At 36.0% G+C, this 18754-nt stretch carries 21 protein-coding genes; all 21 read right to left on the minus strand.

The window, feature by feature from the left end; translation table 11 throughout:
- Window positions 1-49: 49 nt before the first annotated feature.
- The 21 genes from C7958_RS06505 to C7958_RS06605 all read right to left on the minus strand — a co-directional run bounded on the left by C7958_RS06505 (window position 50) and on the right by C7958_RS06605 (window position 18745).
- Window positions 50-922, minus strand: a complete 873-nt coding sequence (locus C7958_RS06505) for a DegV family protein (protein ID WP_111571865.1) — start codon at window positions 920-922, stop codon at window positions 50-52.
- 44 nt (window positions 923-966) lie between these two features.
- A complete protein-coding gene (gene yhbY, locus C7958_RS06510) occupies window positions 967-1254 on the minus strand; it encodes a ribosome assembly RNA-binding protein YhbY (protein WP_111571866.1) in 288 nt (95 codons plus the stop codon).
- A gap of 71 nt (window positions 1255-1325) precedes the next feature.
- Window positions 1326-2597: a GTPase ObgE gene (gene obgE / locus C7958_RS06515; protein WP_111571867.1), complete on the minus strand. Its 1272-nt coding sequence runs from the start codon at window positions 2595-2597 to the stop codon at window positions 1326-1328.
- Between the two features lie 148 nt (window positions 2598-2745).
- Complete coding sequence (rpmA, locus tag C7958_RS06520) at window positions 2746-3024, minus strand: 50S ribosomal protein L27 (protein ID WP_111571868.1); 279 nt, start codon at window positions 3022-3024, stop codon at window positions 2746-2748.
- Window positions 3025-3122: 98 nt separating this feature from the next.
- Entirely contained in the window at window positions 3123-3434 is a 312-nt protein-coding gene (rplU, locus tag C7958_RS06525; protein ID WP_111571869.1) for a 50S ribosomal protein L21, read from the minus strand.
- 252 nt (window positions 3435-3686) lie between these two features.
- On the minus strand, window positions 3687-5369 hold the full coding sequence (locus C7958_RS06530) for an Rne/Rng family ribonuclease (protein ID WP_111571870.1): 1683 nt from the start codon (window positions 5367-5369) through the stop codon (window positions 3687-3689).
- Window positions 5370-5374: 5 nt separating this feature from the next.
- Complete coding sequence (locus C7958_RS06535) at window positions 5375-6076, minus strand: TIGR03936 family radical SAM-associated protein (RefSeq protein ID WP_111571871.1); 702 nt, start codon at window positions 6074-6076, stop codon at window positions 5375-5377.
- Entirely contained in the window at window positions 6066-7937 is a 1872-nt protein-coding gene (locus C7958_RS06540) for a TIGR03960 family B12-binding radical SAM protein (RefSeq protein WP_111571872.1), read from the minus strand. The genes C7958_RS06535 and C7958_RS06540 overlap by 11 nt, the downstream gene beginning before the upstream one ends.
- A 16-nt stretch (window positions 7938-7953) precedes the next feature.
- Window positions 7954-9093: a rod shape-determining protein RodA gene (gene rodA, locus C7958_RS06545; RefSeq protein ID WP_111571873.1), complete on the minus strand. Its 1140-nt coding sequence runs from the start codon at window positions 9091-9093 to the stop codon at window positions 7954-7956.
- Between the two features lie 15 nt (window positions 9094-9108).
- Window positions 9109-9342, minus strand: a complete 234-nt coding sequence (minE, locus tag C7958_RS06550) for a cell division topological specificity factor MinE (protein ID WP_243727787.1) — start codon at window positions 9340-9342, stop codon at window positions 9109-9111.
- A 42-nt stretch (window positions 9343-9384) separates the two neighbouring features.
- Window positions 9385-10179, minus strand: a complete 795-nt coding sequence (gene minD, locus C7958_RS06555) for a septum site-determining protein MinD (RefSeq protein ID WP_111571875.1) — start codon at window positions 10177-10179, stop codon at window positions 9385-9387.
- A gap of 23 nt (window positions 10180-10202) precedes the next feature.
- Window positions 10203-10808, minus strand: a complete 606-nt coding sequence (minC, locus tag C7958_RS06560) for a septum site-determining protein MinC (RefSeq protein WP_111571876.1) — start codon at window positions 10806-10808, stop codon at window positions 10203-10205.
- Between the two features lie 121 nt (window positions 10809-10929).
- A complete protein-coding gene (mrdA, locus tag C7958_RS06565; RefSeq protein WP_111571877.1) occupies window positions 10930-12822 on the minus strand; it encodes a penicillin-binding protein 2 in 1893 nt (630 codons plus the stop codon).
- Window positions 12809-13306 (minus strand): rod shape-determining protein MreD, encoded by a 498-nt coding sequence (gene mreD / locus C7958_RS06570; RefSeq protein ID WP_111571878.1) that lies wholly within the window; start codon window positions 13304-13306, stop codon window positions 12809-12811. The genes mrdA and mreD overlap by 14 nt, the downstream gene beginning before the upstream one ends.
- 30 nt (window positions 13307-13336) lie before the next feature.
- The gene (mreC, locus tag C7958_RS06575) at window positions 13337-14269 is read right to left on the minus strand and encodes a rod shape-determining protein MreC (RefSeq protein ID WP_111571879.1); all 933 of its coding nucleotides are present in this window, start codon (window positions 14267-14269) and stop codon (window positions 13337-13339) included.
- 12 nt (window positions 14270-14281) lie between these two features.
- Window positions 14282-15322 carry a rod shape-determining protein gene (locus C7958_RS06580; RefSeq protein ID WP_111571880.1) on the minus strand — a complete coding sequence of 347 codons (1041 nt, stop codon included), beginning with the start codon at window positions 15320-15322 and terminating at the stop codon, window positions 14282-14284.
- A 44-nt stretch (window positions 15323-15366) separates the two neighbouring features.
- Window positions 15367-16062 carry a RadC family protein gene (radC, locus tag C7958_RS06585; protein WP_111571881.1) on the minus strand — a complete coding sequence of 232 codons (696 nt, stop codon included), beginning with the start codon at window positions 16060-16062 and terminating at the stop codon, window positions 15367-15369.
- Between the two features lie 20 nt (window positions 16063-16082).
- Complete coding sequence (locus C7958_RS06590) at window positions 16083-16688, minus strand: Maf family protein (protein WP_111571882.1); 606 nt, start codon at window positions 16686-16688, stop codon at window positions 16083-16085.
- Window positions 16669-17208: a Gx transporter family protein gene (locus C7958_RS06595; protein ID WP_111571883.1), complete on the minus strand. Its 540-nt coding sequence runs from the start codon at window positions 17206-17208 to the stop codon at window positions 16669-16671. Before C7958_RS06595 ends, C7958_RS06590 begins: the two co-directional genes overlap by 20 nt.
- A gap of 1 nt (window position 17209) precedes the next feature.
- The gene (locus C7958_RS06600) at window positions 17210-17620 is read right to left on the minus strand and encodes a NusG domain II-containing protein (protein ID WP_111571884.1); all 411 of its coding nucleotides are present in this window, start codon (window positions 17618-17620) and stop codon (window positions 17210-17212) included.
- Between the two features lie 129 nt (window positions 17621-17749).
- Window positions 17750-18745, minus strand: coding sequence for an RnfABCDGE type electron transport complex subunit B (locus tag C7958_RS06605; protein WP_111571885.1), 996 nt, complete (start codon window positions 18743-18745; stop codon window positions 17750-17752).
- Window positions 18746-18754: the final 9 nt, after the last annotated feature.

The following is an 18754-nucleotide window of genomic DNA, read 5'->3' on the forward strand; positions in this document are numbered from 1 at the left end:
CTTTATAATTTAATAATTTAAGCTAATCTGATTAAACTAAAGAATTAGATTAATATAATTCCGGTTTAGCAATTTTTTTGCTATTTTTAAAAACTACAGCCAGAGTTCCTGGCCCTGCATGAGAACCAACTGCAGCTCCAATTTCACTGATAAAAACTTCCTGAGGCCTAAACTTCGATTCAATTTCAGCTTTCAATTTCAGGGCGAATTTTTCGTTCTGAGAATGAGTTAGAGCTATTATCTGTTTTTTTGGCTGATCTGCCTTTTTTTCTATCTCATTTAAGAGATAGGAAATCATTCTTTTTTTACCCCTTACTCTATCATGGGGCAGAATTTCTCCATCCTGAATATGAAGAATAGGTTTGATGTTTAAGACATTAGCCATCACTGCTTTAGTTTTAGAAATACGGCCTCCACGTTTTAGCATCTCTAGATCACCAACTGCAAAAATATGTTCCAGTCTGGAAGCATCCTCCATCACCTTTACCACAACATCCTCAATTGGATTTCCAGCCTGCAGCATCTTTGCCGCCTGATAGACCAATAATCCCTGACCAACAGATGCAGCTTTGGAATCAATTATTTTTATTTGATCACTATCCAGTTCTCTTTTTGCAATTACTGCTGAATCCAGGATTCCGCTCAATTTTGAAGAAAAGGCAATTACCAGAATCTGATCATATTCTGCCAGAGATTTTTGATATACTTCTTTAAATTTCGATGGAGTAATTCTTGATGTTCTCGGAACTTCCTGCTCCTGACTAATTAGATGATAAAAGTCTGCAGGCTGCAGATCAGCTCGATCATAATAAACTCTACCATTGATATTTACTTCAATATTTAAAAATTCAATATCATAATTGTCCACAATCTCGGCCGGTAAATCAGAACAGCTATCTGTTATTATTTTTACTTTTGACATAAAAATTCCTCCCTGTGAAACTCTCCCCCGGGTTTAATTGTTATTTAAAGTTTAAAATCTGAATCCTCATCCCGCTGACGAAACAAAACTGCAATTCCACCGATAACCTGGACAACATCTGCACCAGTTGCTGTAGCAAGTTCCTCAGCTGCTGAACGAGTTTCTCTACCTGTACTTTCTAAAATTCTCACTTTTAAAAGCTCGTGATCTTCCAGAGCTGCATCTAACTGCTCAATTACAGATTCAGTGATTCCATCTTTTCCAACGTGAACAACCGGATTCAGAGAATTTGCTTCTCCTCTGAGATAGCTTCTATTTTTTCCTGTTAACATTATATCACCTTCTTTCCTCAAAAAAATAATTTATTATAAATTTCAATATATTATTCTCTCTAAATTATAATTTATTCAACATAATCAAATTCTAAAGGACCAATAACTACCGTGTCACCTTCTTTAACTCCTTCTTTTTCCATCATTTTATTTAAGCCGTAGTGTTTTAAAACCCGCATCAATCTCTGGACAGCTGCATCATTATTAAAGTCAGTTTTCTCCAGATAAGAATCCAGCAGAGTACCCTTTATTTCGTATTTGTTTTTATTCAGCTTATCGATATATAATTCATCTACAAAATCAGGTGTGATTACTACCTCTTCTTCTTTTTCTATTTCTCTATCCGGCAGTTCTTCCAGCCGTTCTCCTAGATGATAAATCAATGGCTTACAGCCCTCACCAGTTACTGCTGAAATCGGAAACACACTGTAACCTCGATCATTTAATTCAGACTTCACTGTTTCTATATTCTGTCTTCCTTCTTCCAGATCAATTTTATTTAAAGCAACAACCTGTTCTAAAGAAGCCAGATAATCATTATATTTATTTAATTCATTATTGATAGTTTCGAAATCTTCTAGCGGGTCTCTACCCTCAATTCCCGAAACATCAATTACATGAACTAACAGTCTTGTTCGCTCCAGATGTTTTAAAAATTCATCACCCAGGCCTGTACCCTGGTGTGCCCCTTCTATTATACCAGGAATATCAGCCATAACAAAGGATTGATATTCTCCAAATTGTACTACACCTAAATTAGGATGCAAAGTCGTAAAATGATAAGAATCAATTTTAGGTTTGGCATGTGAAACCTGAGAAATCAGGGTTGATTTCCCTACATTTGGATAACCAACCAGGCCGACATCTGCCAGAACTTTTAATTCCAGTCTAACTTTTCTCAGCTCACCTTTAGCTCCATTTTCCGAAAAACGTGGAGCCTTACGAGTTGATTTTTTAAATCTAGCATTTCCTTTCCCACCTTTACCACCTTCGGCAATTACATACTCATCTCCTGCCTCTTTTAAATCGGCAAGAAACTGATCTGTATCTGAATCATAAACCATTGTTCCCGGTGGAACCTCAAGATAAAGATCTTCACCATTTTTACCATGCATCTTTTTTCCCTGGCCGTTCTCTCCCCGCTCAGCTTTATATATATTGTTATAGCGGTAATCAGCCAGAGTATTCATTCCTTCATCTACCCTGAGGATAATGCTGCCACCATCTCCACCATCTCCACCATCAGGTCCTCCCTGATCAATATATTTTTCGCGGCGGAAGCTGACAACTCCATTACCACCATCTCCGGCTTTAACTTTAAATTCGACTTCATCTATAAACATATTTTTCACCCCCGCTTCAAAATTTTTCATTACAAATTCAATTTAAATAATGATATATATTCTTAATTAAAGAAAAATATTATAAAATAATTTCTGATATTAAAAAACCCTCAGCACCTAAAGCACTGAGGGATATTATACAATAATATTAGTTAGCAATAGCTGCTACCTGATCTTCTGTATACACACTGATTTGACGATTCTTTTTACCTTTTCTTTCAAATTTAACAAAACCGTCAACCTTGGAGAATAAAGTATCATCACTACCACGGCCGACATTTAAACCTGGCTTAAATTTAGTACCTCTCTGACGCACTAAAATACTACCAGCTGATACAAATTCGCCGTCAAATTCCTTAACACCAAGTCGTTTCGATTCACTATCACGACCATTCCGGGAACTACCAACACCCTTCTTCTGGGACATTTAACTCCACCCCCTTAGAAAATAAATTTTTAAATATTTATAAGTTAAATATTAGCCTTAATCAACTAATATCCTGCTAATTTCTATAATTTATAAAATTAAGCATTAATGTCTTCGATTAAAACTCTAGTGTAAGGCTGTCTATGACCGGTTTTCTTGCGATATCTGATCTTTGGCTTATATTTGAAAACGACAATCTTTTTATTCTTACCTTGATCGATTACCTTTCCCTTTACAGAAGCTCCCTCAATCATTGGAGAACCTGCTTTTAAACCATTGTCATCAGAAAAAGCTAGAACCTGATCAAATTCTACATTTTCGCCTTCCTCAGCAGAAAGCTTTTCAATTTTTATTATTTGACCTTCTTCAACGCGGTATTGTTTACCGCCAGTTTTAATAATAGCGTACATTATATGTTACACCCCCCTTACCTCAGGCTCGCCGGATAAGGCACCCTTTATTGCAAGAGATTTGTCAGCCTGTACCGTGCGGTTTTGGCACCTTCAAAATGAAGGCTGGATAAATAACTCCAGATATAAATTCTAGCATAAATGAGCCCTATAGTCAAGGGAATGAACAAAATGAATCAGTAATTAATCAAAGCATTTATCCGTAAATTGTATTTTCACTAATTTAAAAAAGATTTTAAATTTTTATGATCATTATGCCAGATGAGCTCTAGCGTAAGTTCGGTGCATATCATCAATTATAATCTCGACTTCATTATCAACCATATTCCCGGCACCGTTAACTATAATTATATAGCCATCTATCCGGGCTATACCCGCATTTTGATTGCTGGCATGCTGATCTTCAATTTTAACAGTAATTCGATCACCTGCATCTAAATCTAGAACCTCTGGCTGCAGATCTTCTTTACTCCCTTTTTCGATAATCATATCCTCATACTTCAGTTCTGCATTACCGCTGATAAAAATATCAATCTCGAATTTATCTTCCAGTTCCTGCAGTTTTTCGCCACCAGCTCCAATTAAAACTGCTGCTACTTCTGGATGTAGTTCTAAAGAAACAGCAGGATATTTCTTTCTGCTGGTAATCTCATCAATTTTTCGAATTACCTTCATGGCTACTGTAGACTCTGATAAAACCTTGCCGGTTCCTCCACAAACCGGACAATCTTTCTGCATTAGAGAACCAAAACCCTCTCTTACTTTTTTACGGGTCATCTCCAGCAGTCCCAGCTGAGTAAAACCTAAAATAGAAGTCTTAGTTCTGTCTTTATCGAGTTCATTTGCCAGCAGATCAGTCACTGACTGCTGATCAGAATGATTGTTCATATCAATAAAGTCAATTATAATAATCCCACCAATATCTCTTAATTTAATCTGGCGGGCAATCTCAGCCACAGCCTCCTTATTGGTTTTAACAATGGTATCCTGCAGGTTCTTTTTACCCGTAAATTTACCTGTGTTGACATCAATAGATACCAGAGCTTCTGTCTGATCAATGACCAGATATCCTCCTGATTTAAGCCAGACTTTACGCTGCAGCAAACTTTCTATCTCTTTTTCTATATTATATGCAGCAAGAATAGGAATATTGCGCTGATAAAGTGCAATTCTATTCTTTAGATCCGGTGCAAAAACTGAGGTCAAATCAATTAAACGCTGATAATCTTTTTTATCATCTACAACTACTCGATCAATATTTTCATCTAAATAATCTCTAATTAAATTTTTGAGTAAATCTTCTTCCTGATACAAAATATCTATATCATTTTTTTGAAAAAAGTCATTCCTGATTCTTTTCCAGGTTCCTGATAAAAAATTGTAATCATTCTGCAGCTTGGTATAGCTTTCATCACGGGCATTAGTTCTAATAATTAGACCTTCTTTGCCATCCTTTAAATCCTGTGCTATTGACTTTAAGCGTCCTCGCTCTCCATCATCATTGATTCTGCGTGAAATCCCAATTTTATTATCAGAAGGGATATACACAAAAAATCTACCTGGAATCGAAATTTTACAGGTAACCTTAGCTCCTTTAGTCCCCATTGGTTCTTTAACAACCTGAACCATCAACCACTGTCCCGGCTGTAATACATGTTTAACATTCAATTCTTTTTTGCTTAACTTCTTTTTCTGCTCATTACTTAAAATTGGATATAAATCATTTAAGTGAATAAAAGCATTGCGGGCAATTCCAATATCAACAAAAGCTGCCTGCATTCCAGGCAGTACATCCTGCACTCTTCCTCGATAAACATTACCTGCAATCTTATGATAGGTATCTCTTTCAAAAAACAAGTCTTCCAGAGAATTATTATTTAATAATGCTGCTCTTCTTTCTCTATATTCCGAATTAATAATTATTTGTCTGCTCATCTATCTCAACTCCCGATGAATTTTTCTGTATAGGGAGGCTTAAAATTTTCTTCATCTTTAACAAAAACTCCCTCTCTTACAACCTGTAGAGGTGAAAACTCTTTTATTTCTGGATGTTTTTCTCTTAGAGCTCTGTTGAGCTCCTCCGGTCTTACATTTCCTCTACTACCGGTAACAACTGCAAACTCCCATTTATTTTCTGCTTTAATATTTGCAGAAAATATTCTTTCTTTTAAATCTATTTTACGATCTGATTTCTTCCTGCGGTGTCTAATAATCATAATTTCTTCCTGATTCATAAATTCCTCTAACATTTGTTTTTCCTCTTCTAGTGTTTTAGGTTCTGTATAATCAAAATTAATAGTATAAATAGCAGTATCAACTAAAGATGAAAGTGATCTAACATCAGCTGGAATTCTTACTGCCTTTAAAAATTTTAAGTCTTCAGGTGAGGCAGAATTTAAGTCGGAGAGCAGTTGTTCTGGCTCCAGATCAACCTCTAATTCCAGATCGAAATACTCCCCCTGACTGATTAAACCAACAGCAAGTGGTGGTCCAATCGCAAGATTGATTCTCGGATTATATCCCTGAGAAAAAGCCGCCGGCAGCTCTGCCCTTCTGATTATTCTCCTTAAAGTTTTAATAACTTCCAGATGTGAAATATACATCAAATCTTCTAATTTGGCAAACTTAATTCTATAATTCATCTGTTCTACCACCTACTAACTCTAAATCAACTTCAAAATTACCACAAACTGCACAACCATGACAGTCAGCAGTTCTGCAGTCATCAATTAAGACTTCCTGCTGTGCATTTTTATATTCCTTCAATAAAAACGATTTAGGAATACCAATATCAAGCTTTTCCCAGGAGAATATTTCTTCTGCTGCTCTTTCTCTTAAATATTCTTCCGGTTGAATATTATTTTCTCTAAAAGCTTCTCCCCAGATCCTGGGCTCAAAACATTCATGCCAGCCTTCAAAGCGGCTGCCCTTTTCCCAGGCAGATACAATAACATCTGCTAAACGCCTGTCTCCTCTGGCAAGCACACCTTCCAATCGAGAAAGTTCTGGATCATTCCAGCTAAAAGAAAAGCTTCTCCCTTTAATATTATCTCTTAAATAATCATGTTTTTTAATTATTGTCTCAATATCATCCATCTGATGCCACTGAAATGGGGTAAAAACTTTGGGAACAAAGGTTGACACACTGACCGAAACTTCAATTCGGCGCATCCTCTGCTTGGTGTTCCGGCGAACTTCCTGACCAAGATCTCTGATTTTTTGAGCCAGTTCTGCAATTCCTCTAACATCCTCCATTGTCTCAGTTGGCAGTCCAATCATAAAATATAGTTTAATTTTAGACCAGCCGTTTTCAAAGGCAGAACGAGCGGCACTGTAAATATCTTCTTCTGTGATATTTTTATTAATTACATCTCTTAACCTCTGTGTTCCTGCTTCTGGAGCAAAAGTTAAACCGGTTTTTCGAACTTTGTTAACTTCTTCTGCCAGTTCTACCGAAAATTTATCAACCCGCAGTGAAGATAAAGAAATACTAATCATCCGATCACTGAATCTCTCAGTCATCTTCTGAACAAGATTTTTGGAATCAGTATAATCGACTGTGCTCAGAGAAGTCAGAGAAATCTCATCATAACCTGTTGACTTCAATGCTTTTTCAGCCAGGTCCAGCAGGCGCTCAACACTTCTTTCTCTAACGGGTCGATAGGCCATTCCAGCTGCACAAAATCTACAGCTTCTGGTACAGCCTCGAGAAATCTCTAAGACAACTCGCTCGTGAACTGTATCCCGGTAGGGAACAATAAAATCAGTTGGATAAAAAGCCAGATCTAAATTTTTAACAACCTGTTTTTTTACTTTTTCTTTTTCTCCCTCAGCCGAATTTAATGCTAAAATCTCACCATTATCTCCATACTCCTCGCTGTATAATGAAGGAACATAAATTCCAGGCATTTTATTTAATTTCTTTAAAATCTCACTTTTAGTCAAAGCTTGAGCTTTTAAGCTTTTATATTTATTTAAGAGCTCTATAATTAAAGATTCTGCTTCTCCAACAAAAAATAAATCAATAAAATCTGCAATTGGCTCAGAATTAAACACTGTTGATCCCCCGGCAATAATCAGCGGATCCTCTTCCTTTCTTTCGGAAGCATAAAGGGCAAGACCGCTTAAATCAAGCATATTTAAAATATTAGTATAACTCATTTCGTACTGTAAGGTAAAACCTAAAATATCAAAATCTTTAATTTCATGGTAAGATTCCAGTGTATATAGAGGAATCTCTTCTTCTTTCATTAAATCTTCCATATCCTGCCAGGGAGCATAAACTCTTTCTGCCAGCATGTTTTCTTCTCTGTTAATTAAATGATATAAAATTTTAAGACCCAGATGAGACATTCCAATCTCATAAACATCTGGAAAAGCCAGGGCTACTTTCAACCTTTCTGGATTCCATTCTTTATCAATAGAATTCCATTCATTGCCAGTATATCTTTCTGGACTGGATATTTTATATAAATTTTCTATAATTTTTTTCTTAAATTGCAAAAAACCACCTCAAAGTTTAAAACATCAATTTATTTTTCCGTAAGTTTACATTAATTACTATTGCAACTGCAGTCAGTGAGGTCAGCATAAATGTACCTCCATAACTGATAAAGGGAAGTGGAATACCGGTAATCGGCATAATTCCCATTGTCATCCCGATATTTTCCAGGACATGAAACAAAAACATCGCCATTACACCTATCACAATTAGATAACCATAACGGTCTCTGGCATTTTCTGCAATATTTAAAAACTGCCAGAGCAAATATAAAAATAACAAAATTACTAACGCCGAACCAACAAAGCCAAATTCTTCTCCAATTACCGAAAATATAAAATCAGTATGTTTTTCCGGTAAAAAGTTGAGCTGATTTTGAGTGCCGGCAAAAAGACCTTTACCAAATGTTCTACCTGAACCAAGTGCAATTATTGATTGAATAATGTTATAACCACTGCCGTGAGGATCAATATTTGGATTAATAAATACAATTAATCTATTTAGCTGATATTCCTTTAAAAAAGGAAGTGGGGTCTCCAGGGTAACATGGGCGGTTATAACTGAAACAATTAATAAAAACCCGCCTCCAAACACTGCTGCCATATATTTGAAATTTCCACCACCTGCAAAAAGCATTACCAGATAGATAAAGAATAAAACCAGAGCGGTTCCTAAATCATTCTGTAAAATTACCAGAACAAAAGGAATAAAGGCTATAATCGAAGGTAGAAACATTCCCTTCAAATAACCCATATCATCAGAGTTATTATCAATCACCGCTGCTAAGACTAAAATCAACATAATTTTTGATAATTCTGAAGTCTGAAGATTAAAAGCACCAATACTAATCCAGTGAGCTCCTCCGGAAACACCTCGACCAAAAAATATTGTTGCAGTTAACATAATCAGCATTACAGCATAAATGACAGCTGCATATTCTTTAAAAATTTTGTAATCAAAAGCCTGCAGAATAAAAACTACTAGCAGTCCCAGCACAACCGAGACTGCCTGTTTTTGTAGGAATCGCAAAGCACCACTGTCAACCTGATTAATTTCTACAGCAGAACTAATGCTGATAAAACCAATAATGATTAGCAGTATTACAGCAAGTGGTACATTAAAATTTAAATAACGCAGGAATTTTTTATTCCAGTTCATAATGATGCAACCCCTCTATTTTGAACCCTTGAGGGGAAAATTTGCAACTAAGGCCGTCATATCATCTTCTCGCCTGACGTCCATTTCAATTTTTTGAGAATCGACATCTATATATTTACTTAATACCTCTATTAATTCATCCCTCATGGCATCCATCTCATCCGGAGTTAATTTTACTCTATCCTGAACAAGTACAAATTGCAATCTTTCTTTTGCCACACTCTTACTTTTTTTATCATCACTTTTCAAACCGAGCCATTTTAATATATCGATTTTACTCCCCCCTTTATATTAAGATAAACCAACTAATTTTTTGAATCTGCTTATAAAACTATCTTTTTCCAATTTCATCATTGGAAGGTCTTCACCCATAATTCTGCGGGCAATATTACGATATGCCTGTCCTGCCTTAGCATTATCGTTTAAGGCAATAGGTTCACCTCTGTTAGTAGAAACTACAATACCCTCATCTTCTGGTACAATACCAATTAGATCAATGGCAAGAATTTCTATCATATCTTCAATACCCATCATATCTCCACGTTCAACCATATCTGCTCTAATCCTGTTAATAATTACCTCTGGATCACGCAGTCCTTCCGCTTCTAATAAACCAATAATTCTATCGGCATCTCGAACAGCGGATATTTCTGGAGTAGTAACAATGATCGCTCTATCTGCTCCAGCAATTGCATTTTTAAAACCCTGCTCAATTCCAGCTGGTGAATCAACAACAATATAATCCATATCTTCTTTTAACTTCTCAATCAGCTCTTTCATCTGAAAAGGAGTGACAGAAGTTTTATCTCGAGTTTGAGCTGCTGGTAAGAGATATAAGCCATCATAACGCTTATCTCTAATCATTGCCTGCTCTAAGCGACAATTATTCTCTACAACATCAACAATATCATAAACTATTCTATTTTCTAATCCCATCACAACATCCAAATTTCTCAGGCCTATATCAGCATCAATTAAACATACTTTATTACCCTGCATTGCCAGTGCAGTACCAATATTTGCTGAAGAAGTAGTTTTACCCACTCCACCTTTACCTGAAGTAATAACAATCGTTTTGCCTGCCAAATTTCATCCCCCCTGGATTTATACTAAATTTTCTCTACCACAATCTGATCATCTTCTATATATGCTCTTTCTGCCTGTAATTTCGAACTATCACTGTCATCAGGTGATCTCGCAATTAAAGATGCGATTCGCAGCTGAGTCGGATCTAACTTTAAAGCTGCCACCTGAGAATCTTTACTCCCACCTGCACCTGCATGGACAACACCTCTTAATCTACCAAAAACAATAATATCTCCACCAGCTATAACTTCAGCCCCTGGATTTACATCTCCAACAATTACAATATTGGCCTGATGTTTAACCCTCTGACCTGATCTCAAAGTTCTATTGATAATCACTGCATCTGAGTAAGTTTCTTCGCTTTTTTCTTCTTTTTTTATTTTCCGGGCTGTAAAATATACTTTATTTACCTGATTATAATTTTTTACTATCTCCATCAATTCTTCCAGCTGTTCGTAGGCCAGTTCCAGCCCACTTAAATTTAAATACAGATTAACACCTGTAAAAAAATCAGAAGCTTCAGCAGCATGGAGACTGACAGCTTTTTTAATACTGCCAAAAGTGCTGCCATCACGGAAATTCATTACTATCCCATCTGAAACTGCCTGGAATGAAAATACAGAAGCCATAAGATCTCTCCTCATTTACTACACTTTTTAATATATTCTTTAATAAAATTGAAAATCCTGCTTATCTTCATTAAAACACTAGAGTTATCATTAAAATTTAAGTCTCTAGTGCTGAAATAATTTAATTATTTTCTTGATAACTTTCTCTATTATAATAATATACTTTATCATGATAATTTTTTCGATTTTTAAAGCCAAAATAATATTCCATAATTTCTCTTGCTATTGGTACTGAATAAGCGCTGGAGCCTCCATTTTCTATAAAAACTACCACCGCAATTTGGGGATTGTCATAAGGAGCAAAACCTCCAAACCAGGCATGGTTGGCACCTCCAGTCTGGGCAGTCCCAGTTTTACCGGCTGCTGCCAGAGGAAAATCATTAAAGTGTCTGGAAGCAGTACCATAACTTTTATTTACAACATCATACATCCCCTGTTTTAACGCTTCAAAAACTCTAGCCCCAATCTCATCCCGGAGATCAATATTAATCTCAGGTTCAAAACTTTTAACAATTTCTCCCTCAGAATTTTTTATTTCTTTTACAATCTGAGGTTTATAGGCTACACCTTCAGCAGCTACAGCAGAAATTAAGGATACAATCTGAACTGGCGTAGTCAATAAACTTCCCTGTCCTATTGATAGATTGACTGAATCACCGGGATACCAGCCCTGATTTAATTGACTTCTTTTCCAACTATCATCAGGAACCAGCCCTTCTTTTTCTGATGGTAAATCAATACCTGTTCTGCTTCCTAAGCCAAATTTACGGGCATATCCTGCCAACTTTTCACCATTATAATCTTTGTATAATTCATAACCAAGTTCATAAAAAACAATATTATTAGATCTCGCAATTGCCTTAACAAAATCAAGTTCTCCTTCTCCAACTGGATTCCAGTTGCGAAAAGGTCTTGACCAGTTAGGTATATAGAAGGTACCATTTGAGTCATAAAAACTGGTATTTGCTCTTACTCCAAGTTCTTCCATAGCCGCAGCACCGGTAACCAGCTTAAAAATTGAACCAGGTGGTACAGCAGTCATAGTATTGCGATCAATCATCGGTCTTAAGGGATCATTGATTAATTCCTGATAATCACTATTGCTGATACCTCTGGCAAATAGATTTAAATTATAATCAGGCAGGCTAGTACTGCTGATAATAGCTCCACTATCTATATCCATAACTACAGCAGAAATGCCTGTGGGCACTGATCTATCTTCATCTTCAGCTGCCAGATTTCGCAGCTCTTGATAATTTTCTTGCAGTAACTTTTCTACAGCTGACTGCATTGAGAAGTCAATATTTAAGATCAAATCATTACCAGCTTCAGGATTTTTAATCCCAATTGTTTTGATTTTTTCTCCTCTGCTATTTACTTCAACCTGTTCAGCTCCCCGTTTTCCATTTAAATAAAACTCATATTCTTTTTCCAGTCCACTTTTACCAACAAAATCACCACCGCGATAATTATAACCCTCTTCATTAAAAGAAATTAATTCTTCTTCATTAATTTCACCAATATAACCGGTAGTATGAACCAGTTGATCTGGATAAATATAGTCTCTCAAAGAAGATTCTTTAACCACCAGACCCGGTAGGAGATCTCTGTTTTCAGCAATTATAACCATATCTTCTTTACTCAAATGTCTGGCTAAAAGAATTGGATCTACAGCAGTATCAACTTCTGCAGTATGATAATTAGAAAGGAGTCTAGATTCTGATAAATTACTTAAATTTGAAAGTTCAGTTAAAATTTCTTCAGTTGTGGTCTCAGGTGGAATCTCATTCTGCATCAAATATAAATTATAAGTAAGTCGATTTGAGACAATAATTTCTCCCCGTCTATCATAAATTCTACCTCTGGGAGCATTAATTGGTCTTACAGAAATCCTATTTCCTTCTGAAAGTTCATAATAATAATCTCCCTCAATAACCTGTAAATAAGCGGCTCTAGACAGTAAAATAATGAAGATTAAAAGAATAACTATTCTCAAGATTTTATGTCTGTCCACTTAGATCCCACCTTCCCCAGAGAAAATAAACTAAATAAACAAAAAAGGTGATGAGAGCATTAAGTGCTGCCAGTGGAAGAATTATTTCCTTGATCAAAACAAAATAGTTTGCTGTAAAAAGATAATTTTCTTTTAACAATAAATATAATAATTCATGAACCACTGTTGCCATAAAAACACCGAGAGGCGGGATTAATAAATTTTCCGGAAAAAAACGCCCTGATAATAAAGCTGCTAAAAAAGCAACTGCTGTTTTGACAGGGGTAAAAAGTCCGATAAAAGGAGCTAAAAAAACATCCTGAAGCAGACCACCAATAGCTCCATAAATCATCGCATCTTTAGCACCAAAAATTATAGCTCTGATAACTATATAAATCAGGATAAAATCAGGAATTAATTTTAGAGATGGAAAAACAATTGCTATTGAGAGCTGACAGATTAAAAGTAAGATTAATATTGAGATATTTAATAGATGTTTTTTCAATTTAAACTCTCCGTTATTAATATTATACTCTTAATTATCTTCACTTTCTGGATTACTATCATCCTCTTCACTTTCCTCATTTGTATTAATTTCAGTCATATTTTCTTCATTCAATTCCTCATCAACTTCAGGCTCGAAATTTTTAATAACCATAACTTCTTCTAGAGTAATATTATTTATAAATAAGTTAACTGCTGCTTTTTGAGAAAGCCCATAATTATCAGTTTCAACTTCTACCACTTCTCCAATTTTTAAACCAGCGGGGAAATTATTTGATAAACCAGATGTTAAAACAACATCACCAGTCTTAATATCAGCATCCCAGGCAATATTATCCATTATATTAGCCTGATCATCTCTACCACTACCTCGAACCAGACCAATTTCTCTGGACTCTGTTCTGGCAATAATTCCACCAACTACAAAATCCTGGTCGATAATTAATCTTACCTGAGCTGAATTCCGACCTAGACTCTCAATTCTACCAACTAAATATCCCTGGTAAGTAATCACAGGCATTCGTTCTGCTAATCCATTCTGGCTGCCGCGATTAATTGTAATTACTTTTTCCCAGATGGAAGGAGAATTGGCAATTACTTCAGCCCCAAGCATCTGATAATCAACCTTTTCTTTGAAATTAAGCAGTTCTCTCAGCCGCTTATTTTCCCGGTTAATATTTTCTAAAAAAAGTATCTGTCTTTCCAGAACACTATTTTCCTGACGCAAATCTTCAATTTCCTGATTAATGTCGTCAATCGAAAAAAGTGTAGTAAAGAAATTCTTGATATTTTCAACCAGATGCTGGATAATATTTAAAATTGGCGTAATAGTATTATAAATAAGATCACTCAACCAATTGACAAAAGGTATATTAATATCAATAAAATAAATAAAACCAATAATCAGGACTAATAAGAGAACTATGGCTGCTGCGATTAGTGTATTCCTGTTAAATTCAAACAACAGGTACACCCCCTATGATAGTTTTTTGGGTGTAATTAAGATCTTTTTTAAGGAGTCAATTTCTTCTAGAGCAATACCGGTACCTTTAGCAACACAATCTAGTGGTTCATCGGCAATATGAACCGGCATCTGGGTCTCGTCAATCAGTAATTTATCAAGTCCCTGTAGTAAAGCTCCTCCACCTGTTAAAATTATTCCTCTATCCATTACATCTGAGGCTAATTCGGGTGGTGTTTTCTCCAGGGTCATCTTGACGGCATCAATAATATTAACCACAGGCTCTTCTAAAGCTTTTTGAATTTCTGCTCCATTGATTTCTATAGTTTTAGGAAGTCCACTAACTAAATCACGTCCTCTAATTTCTTTAATACCGTCTGGATCATCACTAAAAGCAGCACCGATATCTATTTTAATTTCTTCAGCAGTTCTTTCTCCAATCATCAAATTATACTTTCTTTTGACATACTGAACAATGGCGGCATCCATATCATCACCACCAATTCTAATTGAGCGACTGGTTACAATACCTCCAAGTGAGATGACTGCTACTTCAGTGGTACCTCCACCAATATCAACTATCATATTTCCAGTCGGTTCATGTACAGGCAGACCGGCACCAATTGCTGCTGCCATCGGCTCTTCAATTAAATAAGCCTCTCTGGCACCTGCATGAACTGCTGCATCAATAACAGCTCTTTTTTCAACTTCTGTTACTCCCGAAGGAACACAGATAATTATTCTTGGTCTAACCATCCTACTTCTTTTATGAGCTTTAGTTATAAAATAACGAAGCATAGATTCTGTAACATCAAAGTCAGCAATCACCCCGTCTTTCATGGGCCTTACCGCAATAATGTTGCCTGGTGTTCTACCAATCATCCTCTTTGCTTCATCTCCGACAGCAAGAACTTCCTGCTTATCTTTTTTTAAGGCAACAACTGAAGGTTCTCTAATCAGAATGCCCTTACCTTTAATATAAACTAATGTATTTGCTGTCCCAAGGTCAACACCCATATCCCTTGAGAATGGCGCACTTAAAAATTTAAAAACCATTTACTTAAAACCCCTTTCAAGTTAGATAAAACTTTTATAAAAATTTAAAACAAATCTTTTTCTTTAAAACTTAAATATTTATCACCGGCAATAATAATATGATCCATTACTTCTATACCAATTATTTTGCCAGTTTTAACAAGCTTTTTGGTAATACTTAAATCGTCAGTACTGGGAGTCGGATCACCACTGGGGTGATTATGGACTAAAATCATTGCTGCACTGCTGCGCCTGATTGCTTCCTTAAAAACTTCTCTCGGGTGTACAATTGAACTTGATAAGCCTCCGCGCGAAATCTCGGGAACAGCAATCACCTTATTTTTCACATCAAGTAAGATGATACGCAAAACTTCCTGTTTTAAAAATCTCATTTCTCCGGCTAAAAGCTCTGCTGCCTGAATAGGATTGCTTACCAGATCTCTTTTTTTGTTTTTAAGAGCAGAAATCCTGCGGCTTAATTCGGTAACCGCCTTAATCTGAGCTGCCTTAGCAGTTCCAATCCCATTAATTTTTTGCAGTTCCTCACAGCTGAGATCCTGCAGTCCTGACAGACCTCCATGAAAACTTAGTACATCCTGAGCCAGTTCAACAGCAGTCCTCTCCATATTTCCAGTCCTGATAATTAAAGCCAGCAGTTCAGCTGTCGATAAATATTTGCTTCCTTTGCTTAATAATTTTTCCCTCGGTCTTTCCTCTGCTGGTAGTTCTTTGATGGTAAAATTGGTCTGCAGACCCTCCATCAAAAATTAGCTCCTTCCTCTTATAAGATTCCATAATTAAATTTATGCAATAATTTAGCAAGCTGGTGGATGGGTAGTCCCATCACAGAATAATAAGAGCCTTTAATTTCTTCTATAAAAAGGCCACCAAAACCCTGAATTGCATAAGAACCAGCTTTATCTAAAGGTTCACCAGTGTCAACATAATTATTTATCTCCTCTTGACTAAGAGCAGTCATTTTAACTTCAGTAATATTATAATCAACATAACTCTCGCCTGAACTTGAATTTAAAACTGCAATCCCGGTAATTACCTGATGCTGATCAGAACTTAATTTTTTAAGTATTTTTTTAGCTTCCAATTTACCAGCCGGTTTACCAAGAATCTGATCATTATGAACTACTACTGTATCTGCAGCAATAATAATTGCATCTTCTACAAGATTAGAGACTGATTTTGCTTTTTCCTCTGCAAGAATTTTAACCAGCTCGACTGGATCACTACTGGTAAAATCATCTTCGTTAACTTTAGAAGGCACAATAGTAAATTTTAAATTTAGCTGTGCTAAAATTTCCTCTCTCCGGGGAGAAGCAGAAGCTAATACTAATTTTAAATCACTTTTTACATTATTTGCTTTTTTTATCATTAAAATTACCTCCGATAAGTGAATATGGCAAATGCTTAAGTGTAAAGTAACTAACCAGACCAACTCCAAATCCTGTTGGCAGAGCTAGTAAGATTAAAAAAGGAAGATAATAAAATATACCAATATTAGCTATAATAAAGTAAGCGGCTGTAATTTGAGCAGTGTTATGAGCAACTGCACCAATAATACTGATTCCAATTAAAGATAAATAGTCTTTGAAAAAACAATAGGCTAAATACATCAGTATAAAACTTAAAATTCCACCGCTAAAACTTAAATAAAAATTTATAGTCATAAAAGTTCCCGCTAATAATGAGCCCAAAATAACTCTAAATATTACTACCTGAAAAGCAGCTGGAAATCCAAATAAAGCAATTGCGATTAAAGAAACAATATTTGCCAGACCAAGTTTTGCCCCGGGAACTACTGCTGAGAGTGGAAAAAAACTTTCTACAAGGTGTAAAACAAGCCCCAGAGAAATTAATAATGAAATCATTACAATTTTTTTAGTTTTTTTCATCTTACCAGCTCATCCCATCTATGTCTGAATTTGTACTTTCCAGCCAGAGGCTTAATGAATTTGGCACACAGACAATAATTGGTCCTTCTCGATCAATCCAGCCGGTTTTTTCGCAAATTTTTAGTGGATCATCAGCCGGAGCCTCCTGAACTCGAACTCTCCCCTGATTAACTTCTATTACGTGAACTCCAATTGGACCTTCTACCTCAAAAATGATTGGCTCCTGATAACTATCAGCAACTGCCACTGTTCTGATTAACTCATTTCCCTGCTGCACTCTTAAAATTAATTCCTCATCTTCAGCAGGAGCACCAAAATAATAAAAAGGTATTAGCAATAAGATAAGGCTTATCAAAATCACAAAAACAATTAAAACTTTATCATAAAAAGTTAAAATATCTCTTATTTTCAATTGAATTCACCACTAATTTCTTTTTTACTTCCATTACTATATATTTTAACATCTTTCCGGGCTGATGTCCACACTATAAGCACTATCAAAAACCCGCCCTTTTAAAAGGACGGGTCTAAAACTTCTTAACTATTGATTTTCATCTTCATAAAACAAATCTACTGCATCAACATTACAGGCCTCGTAACAGAGTCCGCACTGGATGCATATTTCCTGATCAATTTCATGTAGTTTTCTTACTTCTCCCTCTATTGCATCAACCGGACAGGCTTTAGCACAGAGTGTACAACCTACACAATTATCATTGATTTCAACTTTTTCAATCATTTCACCCTGAAACTCAATTGTTCCTGTTGGGCAGACTTCTGCACATTTACCACAGTTAACACACTTTTCGTAATCCATAACGGCCAGGTTGTCTACCATCTCAATAGCATCAACCGGACAGGTTTTTGCACAGAGAGAACAACCAATACAGCCTACTTCACAAGTTTTACGAACAATTTTCCCTATATTGTGTGAGGAACATCTAATATGTGTTTTTGCTGTTAGCGGTGCCAACAGAAGTACATTACGTGGACATTCTTCCACACACTTTCCACAGCCAGTACATTTATCATAATTAATTTGAGGTAATCCATTTTCGCTCATTTCTATAGCATCAAAAGGACAGACAACCTCACAATCACCAAAACCAAGACAGCTGTACTGACATTCTTTTTCGCCGCCATTTACAGCATGTGCAGCTTTACAGGTTTCAATACCCTGATACTTACCGGATTTAGTAGTTTCTTTAATCCCTCCACCACAAATCAGTTCAGCAACAACCTTATCAGAGCTATCAGATTCAGCCCCCATTATATCTGCTATATCAGATGCAACTTTATCTCCACCAACCGGGCAACCACCAACAGGAGCTTCTCCGTTAACAACGGCTTCTGCAAAGGCCTCGCAACCTGCATAACCACAGGCTCCACAGTTAGCACCCGGCAGAGCATCTTCGACTTTACCAACTCTTGGATCCTGCTCTACTTTAAAACGTTCTGAGGCAAAACCCAGGACTGCAGCTAATAAAGCGGCAATCCCCCCCATACTAATTAAAGAATATAAATATGTTGGATTCATTTAATTTAC

The organism is Halanaerobium saccharolyticum, from assembly GCF_003259895.1.
Classification (GTDB): Bacteria; Bacillota; Halanaerobiia; order Halanaerobiales; family Halanaerobiaceae; genus Halanaerobium; species Halanaerobium saccharolyticum_A.